This is a genomic window from Nonlabens sp. Hel1_33_55, assembly GCF_900101765.1.
Classification (GTDB): Bacteria; Bacteroidota; Bacteroidia; order Flavobacteriales; family Flavobacteriaceae; genus Nonlabens.
In genome coordinates, this window is record NZ_LT627735.1 from 1,253,019 (window position 1) to 1,276,080 (window position 23,062).

Sequence of the window (23,062 nt, forward strand, 5' to 3'; positions counted from 1 at the left end):
TTCATTTATGAAGTTATTTTACACTCTTTTCCTTCTCATTTCCTTTTTATCGACCGCACAAATAACTGGTACCGTCACTGATGCCGACGGAGAATCCATTCCGTTTGCTAGTATTTTTATAAAGGATACCTACACGGGAACATCGACTAACGTGGATGGGATTTACCAACTTGATGTCAAAAAAACGGGTGGCTACACTGTCGTCTTTCAAAGTCTAGGGTACAAAACCAACGAGGTTACCGTCAGTATTGATAAACTACCCTTCGAGTTGAATGCCACACTTCTTACTGAAACTACGTCACTTGATGAAGTGGTTGTGCGCAGCGATGAAAATCCAGCTGATCGCGTCATACGTGAAGCCATCGCCAACAGAGAAGCCAACCGATTAAAAGGATCCAGCTACACCGCAGACTTTTACTCTCGTGGTTTGATGGGAATGGAAGATGTTCCAGAAAAATTTTTGGGTCAGGAAATAGGTGATCTAGATGGTTCTCTCGATTCCTTGACACGCAGTGGTGTCATCTATCTATCAGAAACAGTTAGCAATATAGCTTATGAGGCTCCAGACAATTTTAAGGAATTTATCACAGCAAGCAAGGTAAGCGGCGATGACCGTGGTTTTAGCGCCAACAGTGCAGAGAGTGCCAACTTTGATTTCTACAATAACAACATTGACCTTAATAATAGGATTGTATCACCCATCGCAGATTATGCTTTTACCTATTACAGATATAAACTACTGGGAACATTCTATGATAGCAACAATTTCTTGATTAATAAAATTGAGGTCACCTCACGGCGTCCCAATGACAATACCTTTAATGGAATCATATATATTGTAGAAGATCAGTGGACCATTTATGGTCTGGAATTGACAACAACAGGTCAAAACATCAACGTACCATTTATAAGGGAAATTACATTCACGCAGGATTTCACTTATGAAACGGAAACTAGCGACTGGGTTAAACGAAATCAAAACATCGTTTTCTCTTTTGGCTTATTTGGATTTGAGGGCAACGGTAGGTTCATCGCTAACTATACCAACTATAATTTCAAACCAGAATTTGATAAAAAAGCTTTTGGTGCAGAGGTTCTTGCTTTCAATCCAGACGCCAATAAAAAAGATAGTCTCTTCTGGAAACAAGTCAGACCGGTTCCTTTAACCGCAGATGAATCTAGAGAATATGTAAAAAAAGACAGTATTTCTGCCGTGAGAAATGATCCTAAATATAAAGATAGTGTGGATCGAGTGGAAAATAAATTCGGTGTGCTGGATGTATTGACAGGTTATACCTATCGCGATTCCAATGAGAATTACAGGATCAGTTACGATGGAATCTTAGACTTGGGTGCTTTTCAAGGATTTAATACAGTTCAAGGATTTGTTTTGGGCAGTGGCCTCAGTTACTCTAAAGGCTTTGATGAAGATTACAATCAAAGTTTTTACACCGCAGTTAATTTTAATTACGGTACCAGCGATGATCGGCTTAGATATGATGGGCGTATTTCCTATAGATTCAATCGCACTAATCGCAGGAGCATCTCGCTTTCTGGAGGAACTGAAGTCGCTCAAATAAACACCAGCAATCCTATTTCTGGATTGGAAAACTCCATTTCAAGTTTGTTTTTTGAACGCAACTATGCTAAATTCTTTGAACGTGATTATGCTCGATTCAGTTATTCAGAGGAAGTGACCAATGGTTTTTTTCTAAACGGATCTGTAGGATATGAGCGACGACAGCCATTGAAAAACACAACCGATCAGGTTTGGTTCACGCAATCAGATGTCGATTACACGCCTAATAATCCTTTGTTTCTGGATCAGAATCGGTTGGGATTCGTGCGAGAACATGAGTTATTAAAAGTTGGTGCAGGATTGACCATACGGCCAGGTCAAAAATACCAGAGTTATCCAGACCAAAAATTCAACATCGTCAATGAGAAATATCCAACCATACGACTAAACTACGAAGGCGGATTTGCAGCAAGCGAGAGCAACTACAATTACCATCAAATAAGTGCAAGCATCTGGCAAAACTTTGATCAGGGAAATCTGGGTCGTAGTAGTTACTGGGTGAATGCGGGCACTTTCTTTGATGCAGACGGCATCTCGCTTATAGACGCACAACATTTCAATGGCAACCAACTGCGCTACAAACTAGCCGCGCTCAATCCCTATGGTTTTGGATTGTTGGATTATTACGATTACAGTACCAATGAATCCTATGCACAAGTACACGTGCAGCATGATTTCAAAGGTTTTTTACTAGGTAAGATTCCTGGTATCAACTTACTGAACTATGATTTGATCGTGAGCGGTAAAGCGTTGATGACCCAACGCAAACCTTACTTTGAGGTCAGTGCTGGGATTGACAACATAGGTTTTGGCAACTTCAGACCATTCCGTGTGGATTATGTGCGCAGCATCACGAGCGATAGAAATTATGGGGCTTTTGTGGTTGGGATTAATTTTGGGTTGTAGTAGGAGTTTGCTTTCGCGAAAGCGAGTTAAACGAAATTGGAATCATCTGAAGACCAACCTTTTCAATCGAATTAATTATATTTAAGATTAATTTCTAAAAAACTTGTTCCAGGGCTATGAGAAATCATCTTATTAAATTGACACAACCTTGCTCAGAAGACTGGAATGAAATGAATTCTACCAAAAACGGTGAATTCTGTGTTTCTTGTTCAAAGGATGTCCTTGATTTAACTAACATAGAATCAGAAACTATACTCAAAATATTCAGTTCCAAAAAGGATCTTTGCTGTAAGATTCATAAAGAACAATTGCAAGCTCCTAATGTTGAAATTAATGAGTGGGATAATTCTCAAACATCTTACTCTACCTATTTCGCAGCGATCCTCCTTGCATCTGCTATATCCATAAGTCATCCTATTGAGGCAAAAGAAAACCTCTTACCAATGGAAATAATAAAAAGTACTAGCTCTTCAGAAGCAATATCTCATTCAGCTAAAAGTAGAATTATAGCTTCACCAGTTCAAAAGCAAGATTCCATACATTTTGAAGCCATCGTTATTTTTGAGAGTGATGGAAAACCTATCGAAAATGCTGATGTAATGTTCGTATCAGCAAATTTGATTTTAAAAACTAAAACCAATGATGACGGTTCTTTTTCATTGAAAATTCCATTAGAACTAATTGATGATCAAAATCTTTTTAGAATTTCTCATGTTAATTCACTACCACATTCTGGTATTACAGAAAGGTTCGACACTAAAAATTATATACTCAGTAAAAAGAGTATGTCTACAAAGTATCAATTTAATGTGCCAGCGGTGATTACATATCTAGGCGGAGCGTATTATATTAAAAATGCTCCAGATCCGGTAGTTTTATATAAAGGGTCTGAAATATCATATAAACACTTTGATAAAGCTCTTGATGGTAAAAACAAGAAGTTTGATATGACAAACAAGGGTTATTATTTTTTTGATGAAAATGATGGAGTAGCTATATATGGAAACAGAGCTTATTATGGAATTTATCTAGTGTATGACAAATAGGCTCTAAGCATTAAGTATGCTATTACCGCTTTCGCGAAAGCGAGATAACAACCAATAAAAATCCCATTTAGATCAAATCTAAACGGGATTCTTTATTTATTAACTATCCCAGCACGCTGGAAATTGAAACTAATCTAGTCCCATTTCTTACCGAAGAACTTAGATCTTCCTGCTCCTTTTTTTCCGCCTTTGGAAGATGAGGAACGATCTCTACCAGAATCGCTATCGGTAGTTTTGGTACTGCGACCTTTGAATCCGCCAGATCTAGGTTCTGAAGGTGCATCACCATCAGAGCGACGTCCTTTATATCCACCACCAGAATCACCATCAGATCTGCGACCTTTGAAGCCACCACCATCGCGTTTGCCTTTGAAGCCACCGCTGCGACCACCGCGATCTCTAGATTCGGTTACTTTACCGTGATGTTCATCTACTCTAAGTTCACGACCATCGCGTTGCGTACCGTTTACCTTGAGCATTTGGGAAGCGACTTCTTCTTTTACATCCATAAAAGAGTGTGCTCCATCGAGAACAATGCGTCCTATATCATCACCGGTAAGTCCAGTCACATCACAAACGTAACCCAATAAAGCTCCTTTGTTAATGTTGTCCTTGCGTCCCAAATTGATAAAGTAGGTTTTCATTCCTTCTTCTTTACCTCTATCGTTGGTGCGACCACGTTCACGACCACCACGTTGACGATCACCGCGACCACCACGATCATCATCACGACCTTTAGAACGGTCGTTGACATCTTTAATGGAGTTACGTTTGTAAATCGAGTTATATTCTTTAGTCAACAGTCTTGCGATCAAATCTTCCTTAGAAACTTCTTCCAAGCCTTTTATCACACTTGCCATAAGCTCATCACTTATCTTAGGATTGATCTCTTGGTTTTTGAGATTGTCTGACCAGCGAGCAATACGCTTTTCTGTAATCGCGTCCAGTGCTGGAACCTCTGCTGGCGCAAAACTTATTCCTAATTTGCTGGCGATGTATTTAAGCTTGCGGTTATCACCTTTAGTGATCAAGGCAAGAGATACTCCTTTTTTACCAGCACGAGCGGTACGACCAGAACGGTGCGCATAAAACTCAGGATCATCTGGCAAGGCAAAGTGAATCACATGGGTGATATCATCCACATCAATACCACGAGCAGCAACATCTGTCGCAATTAGTAATTTCAAATTCTTATCGCGAAAACGTTTCATCGCAGCATCACGCTGTGCTTGTGACATGTCACCGTGCAGAGCTTCAGTCGCATAGCCGTTGTTATTCAACTCGTCAGCAACTTTTTGTGTATCACGTTTGGTACGGCAAAATACCACGCCAAACATATCTTCATAATAATCCAGATAACGACGCAAAGCCTCAGTCTTATCAGAAGCTTTTAATTGCACCGACTGGTGTTCAATGTTAGTATTAACAATATTTTCCTGATTAACGCGTACCTCTTCTGGCTGCACCATGTAGGTATCAACAATGCGTTTGATCTCGCGCGCCATGGTTGCACTAAACAACCAGATGCGGCGACCACCATCACTCTTTGAAAGGATAAAGTCTATGTCTTCCTTGAAGCCCATGTTAAGCATCTCATCTGCTTCATCCAGCACCATGAACTTAAGAGAGTCCAACTTGACTTCCTTACGTTTCATTAAGTCCATCAAGCGACCTGGAGTCGCTACAACAATCTGTACACCGCGACGTATCTCGCGTATCTGGGTCATTATGTTAGCACCTCCAAAAACGGGAACCACGTTAAGCTTGCCCATCTTTTGGGACATTTGCTCCATTTGCCCACAAATTTGTTGGGCAAGTTCTCGAGTAGGTGCAAGAATCAATGCCTGCGTTTCTCTCGAGTTAATATCTATAAGATCCAATAAGGGTAAACCAAAAGCAGCAGTTTTTCCCGTACCAGTTTGCGCAAGACCTATAAAGTCTCCGTCGTGTTTCAATAAAATGGGAATGGACTGTTGCTGAATCTCTGTTGGGGTTTCAAACCCCATTTCAGCGAGGCCGTCTAGTAACGGCTGTGAGAGCCCTAAGGCTTCAAAATTTTTCAAATAACTGTCTTTAATTATTTTGCAAAAGTACAAATAATTGATGGCATTGCAGCGTGTATTAACGTTTTGGTTATCAGCTTCTAAAAGCGCTAGGCTTGCAACTTATTCGATAATTAATCAGTCAATGAATTCTACAAACTCTTCTATCGATTTCCTTTTGGGTAAATCGGTTGTTTGAGACTCGACCGTTCCCATGTAGAAAAAGCCTAGAAACTTGTCGTTTTCAGAAGTTTCTATAGTTTGAAATTCTGCCATGTGTGCAAAGCTTTTTGGTGAGCTCCAGTAAGCGCCATAACCCAGCTCATGAGCCATGAGCCACATATTTTGCACACTCATGGACACCGCGGCAACTTCTTCCCATTCTGGCAACTTCTCTTTGGGATCGCGATTTAAAAAGATTAGAACAACGGCAGATGACTGCTGCATTTTGTCGGCCATTTTGCGGGCCTTGATACCAGATTTGCTTGTATTCTTTTCAAATTGATCTTTCATAAAGTCACCCAGCTTTTCCAGACCAGCACCGCGTACCACCTTATACTTCCACGGTTGGGTTTTCTTGTGCGTGGGCGCCCATCGAGCTGCCTCTAATATTTGATTCAAATGGTCAGCATGGATTTCGCCTTGGGTATAATCGGCGGGAAATCTGGAACGGCGATGTTGTATGGTTTCTAAAAGTGTCTTCATATTTTAAAGATAGTGGTGAGTTCGCTTTCGCGAAAGCGTAATTCCTCCCAATCTTAAAAGTTGCCATAACTTTAAGATCTCGAATAATATTGCTGCAATTTATCCATCATTATATCTTTAAGTGTATTTGCCTATTTTTAAACCAAAGACCAACCCATGTTAACCAAAGTTTACGGTAGTGCCGTTTTTGGCGTTGAGGCGCAAACCATTACCGTTGAGGTAAATGCCGCGACCGGGATAGGCTATCATCTTGTGGGATTGCCCGACAAAGCCATTAGTGAAAGTTCCTATAGAATTGCTGCGGCACTTTCCAACGTAGGTTACAAAATGCCTGGCAAAAAACTCATCATCAACCTCTCTCCTGCCGATTTGCGCAAGGAAGGAAGCGCCTATGACTTGCCCATCGCGATAGGAATCATGGTTTCCTCAAATTTGATCAAAGCAGATGATCTAGACAAATATATCATCATGGGCGAGGTATCCCTTGATGGAACGTTGCAACCTATAAAAGGTGCTTTGCCCATCGCTATTAAAGCGAGAGAGGAAGGTTTCAAGGGATTCATTTTGCCTAAGCATAATGCGCGAGAAGCCGCCATAGTCAATGACCTCAATGTGTATGGCGTAGAGAATATTTCTGAGGTGATTCAGTTTTTTGACAAAGGAGTGGAATTGGAAGAAACCATCGTGGACACTCGCGATGAATTCTTTCAGGCACTGGAGCATCCAGAATTTGATTTTAGCGATGTGAAAGGTCAGGAATCCATCAAGCGATGCATGGAAATTGCAGCAGCTGGTGGCCATAATATCATTCTCATAGGTCCACCAGGTGCTGGTAAAACAATGCTGGCCAAACGCTTGCCTTCCATCCTACCACCCATGACATTGCAGGAAGCATTGGAAACTACCAAAATTCATAGCGTTGCAGGGCGAACGCTTGAAAAGGCAGGACTCATGGCGCAACGGCCGTTTAGGAGTCCGCATCATACTATTTCAGATGTCGCTCTCGTCGGCGGTGGAGCTTATCCACAGCCTGGCGAAATCTCATTATCGCATAACGGTGTACTTTTTCTCGACGAACTACCAGAATTTAAAAGAGGTGTTTTAGAGGTCATGCGACAGCCTCTGGAGGACCGTGAAGTGACCATCTCTAGAGCCAAATTTACCATTACTTATCCGTCCAGTTTCATGCTGGTCGCGAGTATGAATCCCAGCCCAAGTGGTTACTTCAATGATCCTAGCGCACCCGTACAAAGTAGCCCTGCAGAAATGCAGCGCTACCTAAGCAAAGTCTCTGGACCACTGTTAGATAGAATCGACATTCATATTGAGGTAACACCTGTTCCTTTTGATAAATTAACCGAAGAAAGGCTTGCAGAAAAGTCTACGGTAATACGTGAGCGAGTGACGGCTGCAAGAGATGTTCAAACAGCACGCTTTCGCGAAAGCGAGAAGACTCATTACAATGCTCAAATGGGAACTAAGGAGATCAGAAAACACTGTGCGCTGGACGATGCCAGCAAAGATTTATTGAAAAATGCTATGGAACGCTTAAATTTGAGCGCTCGAGCGTATGACAGAATTTTAAAAGTCGCAAGAACGATCGCAGATCTTGAAAAATCTGATCAAATTAACGGCACTCACATTGCTGAAGCGATCCAATATCGCAGTCTAGATCGTGATGGATGGCTAGCATAAATAGTAGGATATGAGCAGAAATGACATTCTTGAATTAGAGCAGTTGAGAGAATCCTTTGGCGAGGATCCAGATACTTTTGTGGCAGTACTTGAAATGTTCATGCAGGAAGTTCCTATGGATTATGACGACTTGATCAGTAAGATGGGTCAGGAAGATTATTATGCCTCTGGATTGCTGGCTCACAAGGTAAAGAGCAGCTACAGAATGCTGGGCATGGAAAAGGAAACCTTGCTACTACAAGAAATCGAGGATCGAGCTAAGCGCAAGGAAAATACTGATGAGATTCCAGCGCTCTTTAAACAGTTCCAGGAAGGTTATGATGAAGGCCTGAAACTAATCATGCGCACCATCAAGCATTTGAAGAAAACCAGAAGGTAGTCTCTCTTTTAATCACTTTAAATTTATTCTTAATTGTATAAGATTGATAGCGTCTAATGATTGCTATCATCTCCATTTTATATACCTTTTACAACAATCGAGTAATTACATACCATGAAAAATATTACCATTATAGGAGCCGGAACAATGGGTAACGGCATAGCACATACTTTTGCACAATCAGGATTTAAAGTCTCACTAGTTGACATCTCTCAAGAAGCGATAGATCGAGGAGTGGGCACCATTAGCAAGAATCTGGATCGAATGATCGCTAAGGATAAAATTACAGATGCTGATAAATCTAAAACCTTAGAAAACATCTCTTCCTTTACTAATGTTTCTGAAGGAGTGAAAAATGCAGACCTTATCGTTGAGGCTGCTACAGAAAATCTTGATCTGAAATTGAAGATTTTCAAGCAAATGGATGAAGCTGCACCAGCAGATTGTATTCTAGCAACAAACACATCCTCGATATCCATCACGCAAATTGCTGCCGTAACGAGCAGGCCTGATAAGGTAATTGGGATGCACTTTATGAATCCTGTGCCTATTATGAAATTAGTAGAAATCATTCGTGGTTATTCAACTAGCGATGAGGTTACCAAAACAATTATGGAGTTGTCTGAAGAATTAGGCAAAACACCAACTGAGGTGAACGACTATCCAGGATTTGTGGCTAACCGTATCCTGATGCCCATGATCAATGAGGCTATTGAAACGCTGTATAATGGCGTTGCAGGTGTTGAAGAAATCGATACCGTGATGAAATTAGGTATGGCGCATCCTATGGGGCCATTACAGCTCGCCGATTTTATAGGTCTTGATGTTTGTCTTTCTATTCTAAATGTGATGTACGACGGATTCAAGAACCCGAAATATGCTCCATGTCCGCTATTGGTAAATATGGTAATGGCTGGTAAAAAAGGAGTAAAATCTGGTGAAGGTTTTTACGATTATTCTGAGTCTAGGAAAGCGGAGAAGGTATCTATTAGTTTCAAGAAATAACAATATGAAAAACAATATTTTCTTACTTGTATTTTGCCTTATTATAGCTTCATGCAGCTGTCCCCAAAATATACAAACGAATGCTGGCGATTCTGGTAATATCATTGCTCCAAAATTTGCTCAAAATAGTAATCTTTTTGTTCAACAAATTAAACAAATAGCTCAGACAGAAAATTTCTTTTATGGTGTGCAAAAAATAGCTTTGAATGGGCAGAATAAATTAGCGTTTTCTTTCGAATTAGAAAATCCAAAGATCGACTTAAGCAATGATGGGGAAGTCAAAAAGCTTGCCCATAAACTTGAACCAATATTCAAAAATAATATTACAAACTTGAGTTCTGTGGACTATTTTCTACTCGTATTTTCAAAAGTTGAACTTATCGATAATATTGAGAATAAATTAGTTACTACTATAACAATGGAAACAAAGTAAATGGTTAGAAAAAAATTTTACAACTTTCCAAAATTTAATTCAGAGAATTACATTTTTACTAAGGAAGTTAAGTCTGAAACTAAAGCCACTATCATTAGTTACGGTTTGTCTTCAAAATACGATGAATCAATAACTAAAAACATTAGGGATCCGAAATTCGATTCTCGCAATGATCACCTACTTAAAGTAAAGGAATCCATGCTATAAAGCATTTGCAAGAAAGAGATATCAAATCTAAAGTTTTATGATTCGCTATGTCTTTATTTTAAAAAATAAGACCATTCTGATTTCATATAGAGACAAGATATAGCTGTTTTGAAATATAAAATAAACAGTAAATAGCAATTATACTTCTAAAGAATGCCCAGCATTAAACCATTTAAGGCAATAAGAGCGACACCTGAAAAGGCGGCGCATGTGATCTCGCGCACCTATCAGGATTATGGTGCTGAGGAATTGGAGGCGCAGCTCAAGTTCAATCCTTTTAGTTTTTTACATATTCTTAATCCTGGCTACAAATACAGCTATGAGATTACTGGTGAGGAACGGTTCAATCTGGTTCGCAATAGGTTCTTGGAATTTAGAGAGGAGAATCATCTCATGAAAGAAGACGCTCCTGCTTTCTATTTGTACGAGAACAAGGATCCGCATCATGAGTATACAGGAATAATTGCTGCCGCTAGCGTTGATGACTATCTCAATGACCGCATCAAAAAGCATGAAGACACCTTATCGCACAAAGAAGTGCTTTTTAAGGATTATCTCAAGATTGTGGGGTTTAATGCAGAGCCCGTTTTGTTGACCTATCAAGATGATGCGAGTATAGATGAAATTACCAGCCAGATAAAGAAAAAATTACCTGACTACCATTTTTATACTACCGATTTTAATCAGCACAAGATCTGGGCGATCACTGATGCTGATTTAATTCAATCTATCGAGAGTATTTTTTCAAATAAAGAGAAATTGTACATCGCAGACGGTCACCATCGCAGTTCCAGCTCTTCGTTATTGGCTCAAGAATTAGGCGAACAAAATGATAGTTACAATCATTTTATGAGCTTCCTCATTCCCGAAAGTCAGCTCAATATATATGAGTTCAATAGATTAGTTAAGGATCTTAATGGCCATTCTAAAGAGTCTTTTCTCATGCAGCTGGATCAATATTTCAGAATCCAAAACCGAGGTCTCGAGATTTACAAACCCTCAAAAAAACATCATTTTTCCATGTATTTGGATGGTGATTTCTACAGCCTGTATTTGAGGAAGGATCTATACAAGATTGACACACCGCTGGATGATCTGGATACCCAAATGTTATACGATCTCGTTTTGCAGCCTATACTAGGCATTGCAGATTTGAGAAACGATGGCCGCATTGATTATAGCTATGGTAAATCTGACCTATTGGTGATGAAAGATAAAATTGATCGTGGTGATTTTGCTGTTGGTTTTGGATTGTTTCCAGCGACCGTACAACAAATGAAATCCATCGCAGATGCTAACCTAAGAATGCCTCCCAAAAGTACCTTTATTAGACCTAAACTCCCTAGCGGGTTGATCATATACGAATTTGAAAATGAGTAAAATAGCAGATAATATAGATCGCTTTCGCGAAAGCGTCGAACCTCAAGCTACACTGGTAGCAGTAAGCAAAACCAAACCTAACAGCGATTTGCAGGAAGCTTATGATGCAGGGCAAAGACATCTAGGAGAGAACCGGATCCAGGAAATGACCGAAAAATGGGAAACACTTCCAAAGGACATTCACTGGCACATGATAGGTCACACGCAGCGCAATAAAGTCAAGTACATGGCTCCTTACGTGCATTTGATACATTCTGTGGACTCACCACGACTGGCTAAGGAAATCAATAAGCAGGCTCGCAATAATGATCGGGTGATAAATTGTTTGCTTCAAGTTTTTATTGCAGACGAAGAGAGTAAATACGGTTTTGATGAAAAAGAACTGCTGGACTTTCTAAACTCTGACGCTTTTAAAAAACTTGAACATATCAACATCAACGGTTTAATGGGAATGGCCACCTTTACAGACGACAAAGATCAAGTTCGAGCAGAATTCAAATCACTAAAGTCCATCTTTGAAAAAATCAAATCAGAAGGTTTGCTGGATGATAGACATGAATTTAAAGAGCTTTCCATGGGAATGACCGGTGATTATAAAATCGCACTGGAAGAAGGCAGCACTATGGTGCGCATAGGAAGTGCTATTTTTGGTAGCAGAGATTAACCCATAAATTATAGATTTTGGAATTAGGATTAAGTGTACCGGCATTACTTTTCCCTGCTATTTCTTTAACCATGCTCGCCTATAATGCTAGGTATCTTGCTATTGCAGCGCTTATAAGAAATTTACATAGCAGTTACGAGCAATCAGAATCTGAAGCTATTAGATTGCAGGTAGAGAAACTGCGCAAACGACTCACAATAATAAAAAACATGCAAGCGGTTGCAATCATTAGTTTTATACTAGCGGTAGTGACGATGTTCTTAATCTACGTTCAGTTGGATTTCTGGGCAAAGCTGGTTTTTGGGATTAGTCTTGTAGCCTTAATGATCTCGCTTCTTCTTTCATTGATAGAAGTACAATTATCCACTAGAGCGTTGAGCATACAACTACAAAACATGTCTAGATCTAGTAAATAGATATTGTTGTAGTTTCTATTAGTATCAACGATCATTTTTTTGAAAAGTTCTTAAAAGAGAAAAGACCCTGTAAAGGGTCTTCTCTTTTCTACAATCTACTCTACAAATTGTACTTTGAAATTGTAATGCCTTCCGGCTTATTTATTAATTCTAATTATTCTACGTTAAGATAGATGCTAGAGATACCAGCAACTGATTGCTTCATCATTGGCTTGCTGTTTCCAGTTGTATTCATGTCAAAAGCTAAAGCCATTCCTCCATTTGTGCTACGCTCTGCGGTATAAAGAGTTTTGCTAATGTTGTCATATTCAAGATCAACTGGGTTACCTAACAATGTGCTAGATCCTGTGATCGTTTCGATATCTGATGATGCGATAGTAGCAAAGTTGTTCATTCCGCTATAGATCACTGAAAAGTTTTTGATGGTGTGGATAGCTCCGTCGCTATCGTTTAGTGGGTTACCAACATCTGCAAGGAATAATTGATCTCCTACAGAATCATAAGTAATACCTCTTAGAGATTGTGCTCCTTCTATAAAGATGAAATCATCTGCAGTTACTTCACCGTTTTGGTTATCAAAGAAGTTGTTGTAAACTGCTATTCTATCGCTATTATCTACCGCTGCATACAAAGTGTTTCCTACGATAAATATTCCCCAGCTCTGGTTACCTGTTTCATAGATGTTGACCAATCTAACAGCGTTAGGAGTTGATTCATAAATGTAAAACTTGTTGCTATCGTTAGGACCTGCAGCATCAGATGATACAATGATCTTATCTCCTGCGATTGCGATATCTCTAGGGTTTTCAACCTGTACGTCAGATCTTAATGAAGGTGCAAGTGCAGCTCCAGATTCATTGTTTCCTAGGTTTTCAAAAACCAATACATTGCTCTCTGATCTTGACGCCTCAAAAAGACAGTCATTCAATGGATCATAGTGTATACCATTACCATCTGTACTGGCGCTCTTAAAAGATTTGTTGGTGATGTTATTTCTATCAGTAAAGTCAAACATGTTGATTTTACCTGATGTGTTACTACTTGTAAACAAGGTAACTTTTGCTCCATTGATAGGAGCGCTGTTGTCATCGATACCTTCTGTATCTGTTGAACATGATGTGAAAGCTGTAGCGACTAATAAGGCGATCGCTGGTAGAGTAAATTTTTTCATTTGTAGAGTTATGAAGTGTTATTGAATCAGTTCGTCCGATTCGATGATCCAAATATCCGATTGTTTCACACGTTAAACAAACTCATTTTATCGACTAAGTGTAATTAATTGAGTTAAACTAATGTTTTTCAGGTATTTATATCAATATCATAAAATTATCTAAATATACTTTTAATCGTTTTATCGTGTTTTTAATCGATAATTACTGACTCTGACTAGAATTATCACCTTCACTCCATTGGTATTTATTCTTGATAATTGTAAAATGGATAGAAAAATCACTTTCGCGAAAGCGAACTCAATACCATCCTTATATATAATGTCTTTCAAATCTTGATCAACTCAGAATACTTGACATTGATCCATAAAAAAAGCCCGGCTAAAATTAGTCGGGCTCTTGCACTATCATCGAAAGGTATTTAATCGAGCACGTGGCTCAAGTCATATCCTCCAAACTTTTTCATATAACCTCTAACGGAACTACCATAGGCATCGCGACTGCGACCGGCACCGTTCGTTCTTAGGTATTTCTTCACGCCACCTACACCACTAAGGTGAGCAGCGGCTAGAATACCACTTTCTGTAACCTTAACACCACCTACTTCCTTGCCGTCATACATATCGATGTAATCTTCCAGCATGGAATGGTTGTATTGAAGGTTCTTTAAAAATACGCGTTCCTGTAACCTAGGTGATTGCAAAAAGGTTAAGGAATCGATCACACCAAAGGTGCGCAGGGTACTCATACCAAACTGGTATTTACCAAGATATCCCAATGTATTAACCACACCGTACTTTCCTTGAGATTCCTTAAACGCAAGCGCCTCTCTAAAAGAGATAAAGGAGTCAGAATTAGGTGTTGCTAGCGAGTACTCTTTTAAATCCTTTGTATAGGATTCAAAACTTTCCTCATTGGGACCGTAAAGGACAGGTCTTGTAGCACTAGTCAAAAACGTCATTTTTGACTCTTGGTGCTTTTGGATACTCTTGACGCTTAAATTGTCTTTTTTGAAGACAAAGAATCCAGCAATTAAAACAACTGGATAAGCTAAAAAGTTTACAAAGTTTGTTCTCATAGTTTACTATTTCGAAAGCTGCTGTCACCCTTTCTAAAAGCGCTGCAAATTTACGACATAATTCAAGTTCAACTACAAAAGTTTGTTAAACAGTTAGTTAAGAGGTTTTAGGGTGTTAAAATCGGCCGCTACAAGTGATGAATAGGGCGATTGCAAAAAAGGGAAATATGGAGGATTTGTTAAATTAATTAACTTAAAATCCGTTTTAAGAGATTTCCAGAAGAAAAAATGACGCTCAAAACGTCAGATTTTGACTATCGATTTACATTTTGAGAACTTATCCATCGACGATAGCGATCTGCTTTTCGATTGTGTTCTGACAATGTTTTAGAAAAGTCATGGTAACCAAAGTTGTCAATATCTGCAACGAAATAATAGTAATCGTGCTTTTTATAATTAAGAACTGCATCGATAGCCTTAAGGTCTGGAGTCACGATAGGTCCTGGAGGCACACCAGTATACTTATAGGTATTAAATTTATTATCGATAGTTAAGTCCTTATATAGGACGCGCTTGATGACCTGATTGAAATCACTGTCTTCTAATTTTTTGGAATATATCACGGTAGGATCTGCATCCAATTTAATTCCGCTTTTGAGTCTGTTGATGTAAACGCCAGCTACCGTTGGGCGTTCATCGTTTTTAGCGGTTTCCTTGTGCACTATAGCGGCTAGTGATGTGACTTGTTGTGGTGTCAGACCTAGCTCTTTCGCCTTTGCCAGACGAGATTCATTCCAGAAACTCTTCCATGATGCCAGCATTCGTTTTCTGAAAGCCTCTGGTGAGCTGTTCCAATAAAACTCATATTGATTGGGCAAATACATGGTCAATGCATTTTCCTTAGTAAATCCGTTTTCTTCAAGAAAGGTTTTGTCCTGCATCACTTCTAAAAGCGTCAAACTATCAGGTTCAATCTGGCTGGCGATACGACCGGCAAGATCTTCTATACGTTCCTGATTATTGAATCTTACATTAAGTGGGATGTTGCGAGAACGCACGGCATTGATAATATCATTGTTACTCATTCCTGGCTCGATGATAAAACGTCCTGCCTTTACATTTTTAATGTATCCCTTGCGCTGGGCTGTTTTGTGCAATTCGTCTCTATCCTCAACAGCATCTGCCATTGCTAGAAACGCCGTATTGTAGTCTGCACCTGTTGGAATCAAGACTTCATACGTGCCCTCAGTAAAATTTGTGTTTGAAGTGAAAAACGTATCGTAAACCGTGTAGGCAAAAACTGCCATAAAAGCTAGGCCTATGAGGACGATGCCCAGTAAAATCTTTTTGTATTTATTCATTGATCAATTGGTAGATAATCTCGTCTTTATATGCGTTGTCTGTTGTAATCCAGTCTTTTTTTATTCCGCTTTCGCGAAAGCGTAACTTCTCAAATAATTTCCTGCTCGCCACATTATCCACAGCAATACCAGCATACAACTGGTGCAATCGCAGCCTGTTGAAGCTGTAGTCGATCATCATTTGAAGACCAGCACTAGCATAACCTTTTGATCTATCTAGATCCTGTGGTATCACGATACCGACGCCCGCGCGTTTGTGATAGGGATCAAAATCATAGAGATCCACTACTCCAACAATGCTGTCATCTTTCTTGCAAATCGCAAGTCTCAACTGCTTGACTTCATAAATATCCCGATGTGCATTCTCTAAATACTCACGTATGGTAAATTTTGAGTAGGGTGTTAAGGTGTGACCAACATCCCAAAGCGCCGGGTTATTTTCCAATTGATAGATATAATCCAGATCTTCTGGATCTACTGCGCGTAGCTTGCATATGTCAGTTTCAAGGATCATAGATCGATAGTTCCTTTAAACACTTGAGTTGCATGTCCAGTAAGCCAGATATTCTCATAACCAGTTGGTGTTGGATCAAAGGTAACTTGAAGGTGACCTCCTGGAGTTTGCAGCTCTACGGTTTGTAAAGTGGTCTGCCCTGTTTTATGCATGGCAAGTGCGACGGCCGTTACACCAGTACCACAACTTAAGGTTTCATCCTCAACGCCACGTTCATAGGTGCGCACTTTAAATGTATTTGCTGTGACGGGTTGAACGAAGTTTATATTGGCTCCTTCCTTACCGTAAAGTTCAGTACGCAAATGTCTTCCTTGATTGAAAACATCTACGTGCTCAATATTATCAGTAAGCTCCACATGATGTGGTGACCCAGTATTTGTGAACACGTGACCATCAAAAAGCTGCAGGTTTTTGACGTCCATCATTTGTAAACTCACGTTACCGTTGTCAAAAATTTTGGCGTGATGTAATCCATCAATAGCTTCAAATGTCGTTGTGTCAGTGGCGACTCCTAGAAATCTTGCAAAACTTGCAATGCAGCGACCACCGTTACCGCACATACTGCTTTCATTTCCATCTGCATTGAAATAAACCATTGTAAAATTATGGTGTCTATTGTTTTGTAGCAGGATCAATCCATCTGCACCAATGCCAAATTTACGGTCACACAGTCGAGCAGTGAGTTTGGTATCTTTTTTGGAGAATTGTTCCTGTCGATCATCAATAATGATAAAATCATTACCGGTGCCTTGATATTTATAAAACGTAGTGGACTGCATTTTGCAAATGTACGTGGATCGTAAAAAATTACGATTGTTAAATACGGGTTAATCACCAATGATCACACAATGAAAGAATTTTAAATCAGTTTTTAACTTAAACACAATTATATGAAATCCATACTCAAATCTGTCGGAGCTGCCGTTTTAGGTGGCGCGGTTGTATTGGGATCCTATAAAATCCTCTTTGAACCAACTACCGATTCAAACATTGAAATTGCTCACGAATCAATAATAGAAGCAACACCAGTTTCTTATACAGGCAATGCCATTCCCAACGCCGTTGATTTTACAGAAGCTGCAGAGAAAACCGTACACGCGGTTGTTCACGTAAAGAATCTCACCGTTTCCCGTGGTAATCCCACCATGCAGGATTTAATGTACGGTCGCGTTCCCTTGCGACAAACGGTTGGTACTGGTAGTGGTGTGATCATCACTAAAGATGGTTATATCGTTACCAATAATCACGTGATTGAAAACTCTCGTGCGCTTCAAGTAACATTAAATGATAATAGAACTTATGAAGCAGAAGTCATAGGAACCGAGCCTGGATCTGACATCGCATTAATCAAAATTGATGTGGATGAAGATTTGCCTGTTGTCGCCTTTGGCGATAGTGATCAGGCACGAATTGGTGAATGGGTACTCGCCGTGGGAAATCCATTTAATTTAACCAGTACAGTTACGGCAGGAATTATAAGTGCAAAAGGTCGTGATCTCAACACTAGAGATCAAACTCAGCAAAGCTTCTTGCAAACTGATGCAGCCGTGAATCCAGGAAATTCTGGTGGCGCACTAGTTAATAATCGTGGAGAACTTATAGGAATCAATACCGCGATCCAGTCTCCTACCGGTTCTTACACAGGTTACTCTTTTGCTGTACCATCCAACAATGCTCGTAAAATCATTCAGGATTTGATGGAGTTTGGTTTTGTACAGAAAGGAATGCTGGGAATTTCAGGTGGAAGTCTTAATGGACGTGCCGCTGCAGAATTAGGATTACAAAGCGCCGAAGGTATTTACGTCTCTGAAGTTGTAGAAGATAGCGGTGCTGACCGTGCTGGATTAAAGAAAGGTGACATCATCACAAACATTGATGGCGTACGTATGAAGTCCTTTGCAGATTTATCTGGCTATGTAGGAACTAAAAATCCTGGTGATTTTGTCGCTGCAGCTGTATTGAGAGATGGGCGTGAGAGATCTATTAATATTGAGATTACTAAGAACAATACGGTTACAATTCCTGAACTTGACATGGACCTAAGGGATTTGACTGATGGTGAGAAGCGCCAGTACAAAATTGACAATGGTGCACTTATAACAGGTACTAAAAACAGCCTAGCCAATACGAATCTATCTGGTTACGTCATCACTAAAGTGAATGAGACCGAAGTTAAAGGTGTGGAAAGTTTGAAGTCCATAATGGATCAAGCACAATCCAAGCAGCGATTGATCTTTGAGGTGAAAAATCCTCAAGGAGAAACAGAACGCTGGAGAATGACTAAAGACTAATTGGTCTTTAAAAATATAATCGACCCAAAAGCTTTGGCCTTTGGGTCTTTTTTGTGTCTATTTTTTATTTTCTAAATCCGTGTGTTTTGATAAATCAGTACTATTGAATAGTTCGCTTTCGCGAAAGCGAAAAAATCATCGCCTTATTTTACGAAATCGTTAGAGTAGATTACTTTTGCAAAAAATAAAACCCTCAATTTCATGAGCCAAGTAGATATCTATGAAAAGGAACTTGCTTTCCAGACTGACCGCCGCCGCGCTGCCGTGGCTTTTATAAAAGCAGTTAGTGATCTTTGGTACGATAAATCTATCGAATTGGTACTATTTAGAAACCAATTGATCGATCGCAATGTGAGCGAAATCATCAACTTACACGAGTATGCTGGCGAGTTTGTGCAAAAGCCCATTTCTATCTTTGACAGTGTTGAAATAGCACAGGCAATATTATCCTTAGATCTGCCACCTTCAAAATTGGATATTGGTAAGTTGACTTATGAATATCATCTTGAGGAAAACGAGTTACAAGATGCTCAGGCCTTTGTTGCTCGCAAGTTGAACGATGCCAAAGCAACAGAAGAGATTATCCCTAAGGATGTGGTGTTGTATGGTTTTGGTAGAATAGGTCGCCTATTGGCCCGTGAGCTTATGTGCAAGGCAGGAAAAGGTAGCCAATTGAGATTGCGCGCCATCGTAACTAGAGGAGAAATCACTGAAAACGTCCTTGAGAAAAGAGCCTCACTACTAGCCCAAGATTCGGTTCATGGGAATTTTTCTGGAACGGTAAGTTATAATCTGGATGATGAATCATTGATTATTAACGGTACAACCGTAAAAATAATCAGCGCCAATGCTCCAGAAGATGTTGACTACACAGCTTACGGAATTAACGACGCATTAATTATTGATAATACGGGCGCCTTTAGAGATGATAAAGCACTAGCGAGACACCTTAAAGCAAAAGGCGCTCACAAAGTGCTGCTCACTGCTCCAGGTAAAGGCATTCCCAATATCGTTCATGGCGTTAATCACAAAGAACATCATCCAGACAAGGTTGATATTTTCTCTGCAGCTAGTTGTACTACTAACGCTATAACGCCTGTCCTTAAAGCTATTGAAGATAGTTTTGGCGTTGTGAATGGTCACTTAGAAACCATTCATGCTTATACCAATGATCAAAATCTAGTTGATAATATGCACAGCAAATACCGTCGTGGTCGCGCTGCTGCTCTTAACATGGTTATTACAGAAACTGGAGCCGGTAAGGCAGTTAGTAAAGCGCTGCCATCATTTGAAGGTAAACTTACTTCAAATGCGATACGTGTTCCTGTTCCCAATGGATCACTTGCTATCCTAAATCTAGAACTAGAAACTAGAACCAGCAAGGATGCTCTCAACGCAATTATGAAAAAGTATGCTCTTGAAGGTGATCTTGTAGAGCAAATCAAATACAGCATCGATAACGAATTAGTATCAACTGATATCGTGGGCTCTAACGCTCCATCCATTTATGATTCGAACGCCACTATTGTAAATGAAGAAGGTAATAAAGTTGTGGTTTACGTCTGGTACGATAATGAATATGGCTATAGTCATCAAGTAATACGACTGGCTAAGTATATCGCAAAGGTTCGCAGGTATACTTATTACTAAAGTTTGAACTAGAATAAAATCGCTTTTAATTATTCCGAATCGGGATGATTAAAAGTAATTTTATTTTAAAATTATTTCTGATTCTATTTACAATCAATCGTACCGATAGATTAAGCGCTTATCTTTCTCTTAAGAACTTTACTGGCTCGAGTATAACCACCATTATCACCATCAAGAAAGTGAATATGATAATCGTCTAATGCTGTCACATAACAAGAAAGAATACTGCTACTACTGGAATAAAACCCATATTGAATCTGGTCGTTACGCTCGAGATTATCCAGCATTTTAAATAATTCCTTACGCTTTTCTACAGTTCCAGCAATAACTGTATTGATCGACCCATCAAGTAATAATACTTCTGTCAGTTGGATGAGTTCGTTAAGGTAATTCCGCCCTTTTTCTGTGAACTTGACATATAAACTACCAAATACTGATCTTGCTGCAGTACTAATGACCTTGCGCAAATCTGAAGATGCATATTTAATCTTCACTTCATTTTTTAATTGGCTAAGGCTATTGACCATTTTTAAACGTTCCATGGTAACAGGATTTCGTTGGGTGTCATCCCCATAAATCCGGTCCATTTCTTTGAGAATGGCTGTGTAGACATCATGCTGTTGATTGACATCTGTGGCATTAATAATCAATGCAAGCACCTCGTTGCCATCATCTGGTGGTGATATCTTGTCCCATTTACACTCCATACCTTCAAGGTTGAGGAGTTTGGTTTCAAGTTCTGTGATATCCAGCTCCTGTGCTTCACTAGATTTGATTTCACTTTCTGCCCGTTGTAATGCATCACCTTGAATAAGTGGCATCACGTGATAAGAGTTACGTTTGAACTTTGAGATATTGAGCGCACAACCACGTTGACGCATTTCCTTTACAGATCTAAAACCAACACGCAAATAGAAATCAAATGATGTTAAACATCGTTCTTGATGATAAGTGAGCGCTTGTAGGCAATGAGATTTGAGCTGTTCGGGTAGTAATAATGTTGCTCCATCGCCACCAAAGAAAAATGGAATATCAATTCCAGCATCTCTGGCAATATTGAGGCAGGCAACGATGCTACCTGTCGCTGCAAGATTTACTTCCTGTTGCTTACCGTTTTGAACGGCAATGGTAGATTGCTCCACATCAGTGACTACAATTGTCCAATCATCTGGTACCTCGCAAAAATTATAAGAATTGGCATATATATCCACCAACGGCCCATCATAGACATGTAAATCAGAATAGAATTTTGTTGATTGAGCAATCGCCATAACCAAACTTAATGACTATGATGTGATTTGCATCTCTAATCAATCATAAAATTGACATTGAGAATTAAAGGAGATGGTCGGCCGCTATTCAGACCTTAATTTTTTCTTGAGCACTTTACTAGCTTGTGTAAACCCACCATTGTCGCCATCCAGAAAGTGAATATGATTACCGTCCAGCGTGGTGACATAACAAGAAAGCACACTACTTTCACTCACATAGTAACCAAAAGAAATTTGAGTGTCTTCTTCTAGATCGTCAAGATAACGCATCAATTTTCTACGCTGCTTTTTGGATCCGGTAATCACTGTATTGATGGAACCATCCATTAGAAGGGTTTCCGTTAGTTCGATTAATTCCTGTAGATATTCTTGACCATCCTGAGTATGATATAGATAATATTTTCCAAAAATGGTGCTCATGAATGACCTTAATAAATGTCTAAAGCTGAACCTCTTGCGCTGGATTTGGACTTGATCCAGCAACTCTGAGAAATTGCTAGTAACATTAAGATGCTCCAAGGTTAATGGGTTGCGCTTTGCATCATTACCATAAATTTTATCCAGCTTTTTCAAGATTTCGCCATAGATTTCATGCTGGTTATCGACGTTAACTGAGGTGATAATCAAGGTTAATATTTCATTAGTCTCAATAGGTGGCGCGACTTTGTTCCACTTACAATCCATTCCCGCAAGATCTAAATAATCAGAACTTATTTCAGAAATACCTAAATCCTGATGATCTCTTTGTTTAATGTCAGATTCTGCATGTTGAAGAGCATTACCTTGAATAAGTGGTATTACATGATTTGAATTTGCCTGAAACTTTGAGATTTTCAAAATGGATCTTCTGGCTTTCATCGTTTTAACGGAGCGATAGCCCACTCTAAAAAGAAAATCAAAATTAGTTAGACATCGTTCCTGATGATATTTTAAGGCCATTAAACAATCCTTCAAAATAAGATCTGGCATTAAAATCGTTGCTCCATCACCTCCAAAAAAGAAAGGTATATCGATACCAGCATCCCTTGAAATATTGAGACAAGCTGCAATACTTCCTGTCGCAGCAAGGTGTACCTGTTGTTGCCTACCTTCTTCAATCGCAATGGTAGAACCTTCAACGTCTGTCACAACGATATTCCAGTCTTCAGGTACATCACAAAAATGCATCCTGTTGGAATAGATATCTACCAACTTACCGGTATAGGCATGAAGATCAGAATAAAAATGGGCAGACCTATCTAACATCATAATCAAACTTAACTAGATCAAAATGATATGTAGCTTTATGAACTATTAAAAGATATAGACTTAACATTAAGATATTGTTGAAT

20 protein-coding genes are annotated in these 23,062 nt (G+C 39.4%); 11 read left to right on the forward strand and 9 right to left on the reverse strand.

Going from position 1 to position 23,062, the window contains the following annotated elements; all coding sequences use genetic code 11:
* Window positions 1-7: 7 nt before the first annotated feature.
* Window positions 8-2,485 carry a DUF5686 and carboxypeptidase regulatory-like domain-containing protein gene (locus tag BLO34_RS05430; RefSeq protein ID WP_090753256.1) on the forward strand — a complete coding sequence of 826 codons (2,478 nt, stop codon included), beginning with the start codon at window positions 8-10 and terminating at the stop codon, window positions 2,483-2,485.
* Between the two features lie 116 nt (window positions 2,486-2,601).
* Complete coding sequence (locus BLO34_RS05435) at window positions 2,602-3,531, forward strand: hypothetical protein (protein WP_090753258.1); 930 nt, start codon at window positions 2,602-2,604, stop codon at window positions 3,529-3,531.
* 134 nt (window positions 3,532-3,665) lie between these two features.
* On the opposite strand, the gene BLO34_RS05440 is transcribed toward BLO34_RS05435, so the two are convergent.
* Both BLO34_RS05440 and BLO34_RS05445 read right to left on the reverse strand, forming a co-directional pair.
* On the reverse strand, window positions 3,666-5,594 hold the full coding sequence (locus tag BLO34_RS05440) for a DEAD/DEAH box helicase (protein WP_197672896.1): 1,929 nt from the start codon (window positions 5,592-5,594) through the stop codon (window positions 3,666-3,668).
* A 117-nt stretch (window positions 5,595-5,711) separates the two neighbouring features.
* Entirely contained in the window at window positions 5,712-6,278 is a 567-nt protein-coding gene (locus BLO34_RS05445; protein WP_090753260.1) for a nitroreductase, read from the reverse strand.
* Window positions 6,279-6,434: 156 nt separating this feature from the next.
* Between BLO34_RS05445 and BLO34_RS05450 the strand changes: the two genes are divergently transcribed.
* The 7 genes from BLO34_RS05450 to BLO34_RS05485 all read left to right on the forward strand — a co-directional run bounded on the left by BLO34_RS05450 (window position 6,435) and on the right by BLO34_RS05485 (window position 12,457).
* A complete protein-coding gene (locus BLO34_RS05450; RefSeq protein ID WP_090753261.1) occupies window positions 6,435-7,973 on the forward strand; it encodes a YifB family Mg chelatase-like AAA ATPase in 1,539 nt (512 codons plus the stop codon).
* A gap of 10 nt (window positions 7,974-7,983) precedes the next feature.
* Complete coding sequence (locus tag BLO34_RS05455; RefSeq protein WP_090753263.1) at window positions 7,984-8,352, forward strand: Hpt domain-containing protein; 369 nt, start codon at window positions 7,984-7,986, stop codon at window positions 8,350-8,352.
* Between the two features lie 114 nt (window positions 8,353-8,466).
* Window positions 8,467-9,357: a 3-hydroxyacyl-CoA dehydrogenase family protein gene (locus BLO34_RS05460; protein WP_090753265.1), complete on the forward strand. Its 891-nt coding sequence runs from the start codon at window positions 8,467-8,469 to the stop codon at window positions 9,355-9,357.
* A gap of 4 nt (window positions 9,358-9,361) precedes the next feature.
* A complete protein-coding gene (locus BLO34_RS05465; RefSeq protein ID WP_090753267.1) occupies window positions 9,362-9,790 on the forward strand; it encodes a hypothetical protein in 429 nt (142 codons plus the stop codon).
* 360 nt (window positions 9,791-10,150) lie between these two features.
* Window positions 10,151-11,377, forward strand: a complete 1,227-nt coding sequence (locus BLO34_RS05475) for a DUF1015 domain-containing protein (protein WP_090753270.1) — start codon at window positions 10,151-10,153, stop codon at window positions 11,375-11,377.
* The gene (locus BLO34_RS05480; RefSeq protein ID WP_090753272.1) at window positions 11,370-12,041 is read left to right on the forward strand and encodes a YggS family pyridoxal phosphate-dependent enzyme; all 672 of its coding nucleotides are present in this window, start codon (window positions 11,370-11,372) and stop codon (window positions 12,039-12,041) included. Before BLO34_RS05475 ends, BLO34_RS05480 begins: the two co-directional genes overlap by 8 nt.
* 17 nt (window positions 12,042-12,058) lie before the next feature.
* Entirely contained in the window at window positions 12,059-12,457 is a 399-nt protein-coding gene (locus BLO34_RS05485) for a DUF2721 domain-containing protein (RefSeq protein WP_090753274.1), read from the forward strand.
* A 154-nt stretch (window positions 12,458-12,611) separates the two neighbouring features.
* Here the strand turns inward: BLO34_RS05485 and BLO34_RS05490 are convergent, their stop codons facing one another.
* The 5 genes from BLO34_RS05490 to dapF form a co-directional block, all read right to left on the reverse strand.
* Window positions 12,612-13,628, reverse strand: a complete 1,017-nt coding sequence (locus tag BLO34_RS05490; RefSeq protein ID WP_090753276.1) for a hypothetical protein — start codon at window positions 13,626-13,628, stop codon at window positions 12,612-12,614.
* Window positions 13,629-14,047: 419 nt separating this feature from the next.
* Window positions 14,048-14,704, reverse strand: a complete 657-nt coding sequence (locus tag BLO34_RS05495) for a hypothetical protein (RefSeq protein WP_090753278.1) — start codon at window positions 14,702-14,704, stop codon at window positions 14,048-14,050.
* 254 nt (window positions 14,705-14,958) lie between these two features.
* On the reverse strand, window positions 14,959-16,005 hold the full coding sequence (gene mltG / locus BLO34_RS05500) for an endolytic transglycosylase MltG (protein WP_090753280.1): 1,047 nt from the start codon (window positions 16,003-16,005) through the stop codon (window positions 14,959-14,961).
* Entirely contained in the window at window positions 15,998-16,519 is a 522-nt protein-coding gene (locus tag BLO34_RS05505) for a GNAT family N-acetyltransferase (RefSeq protein ID WP_090753282.1), read from the reverse strand. The genes mltG and BLO34_RS05505 overlap by 8 nt, the downstream gene beginning before the upstream one ends.
* Window positions 16,516-17,298: a diaminopimelate epimerase gene (gene dapF, locus BLO34_RS05510; RefSeq protein WP_090753284.1), complete on the reverse strand. Its 783-nt coding sequence runs from the start codon at window positions 17,296-17,298 to the stop codon at window positions 16,516-16,518. Before dapF ends, BLO34_RS05505 begins: the two co-directional genes overlap by 4 nt.
* A 111-nt stretch (window positions 17,299-17,409) precedes the next feature.
* On the opposite strand from dapF, the gene BLO34_RS05515 reads away from it, so the two are divergent.
* Both BLO34_RS05515 and BLO34_RS05520 read left to right on the forward strand, forming a co-directional pair.
* Window positions 17,410-18,810 (forward strand): trypsin-like peptidase domain-containing protein, encoded by a 1,401-nt coding sequence (locus tag BLO34_RS05515; RefSeq protein WP_090753286.1) that lies wholly within the window; start codon window positions 17,410-17,412, stop codon window positions 18,808-18,810.
* Window positions 18,811-19,011: 201 nt separating this feature from the next.
* A complete protein-coding gene (locus BLO34_RS05520; protein WP_090753288.1) occupies window positions 19,012-20,460 on the forward strand; it encodes a glyceraldehyde-3-phosphate dehydrogenase in 1,449 nt (482 codons plus the stop codon).
* A 110-nt stretch (window positions 20,461-20,570) separates the two neighbouring features.
* On the opposite strand, the gene BLO34_RS05525 is transcribed toward BLO34_RS05520, so the two are convergent.
* Entirely contained in the window at window positions 20,571-21,731 is a 1,161-nt protein-coding gene (locus BLO34_RS05525; RefSeq protein WP_090753290.1) for a DUF3095 family protein, read from the reverse strand.
* An 84-nt stretch (window positions 21,732-21,815) separates the two neighbouring features.
* Complete coding sequence (locus BLO34_RS05530; protein ID WP_231959568.1) at window positions 21,816-22,979, reverse strand: DUF3095 family protein; 1,164 nt, start codon at window positions 22,977-22,979, stop codon at window positions 21,816-21,818.
* Window positions 22,980-23,062: the final 83 nt, after the last annotated feature.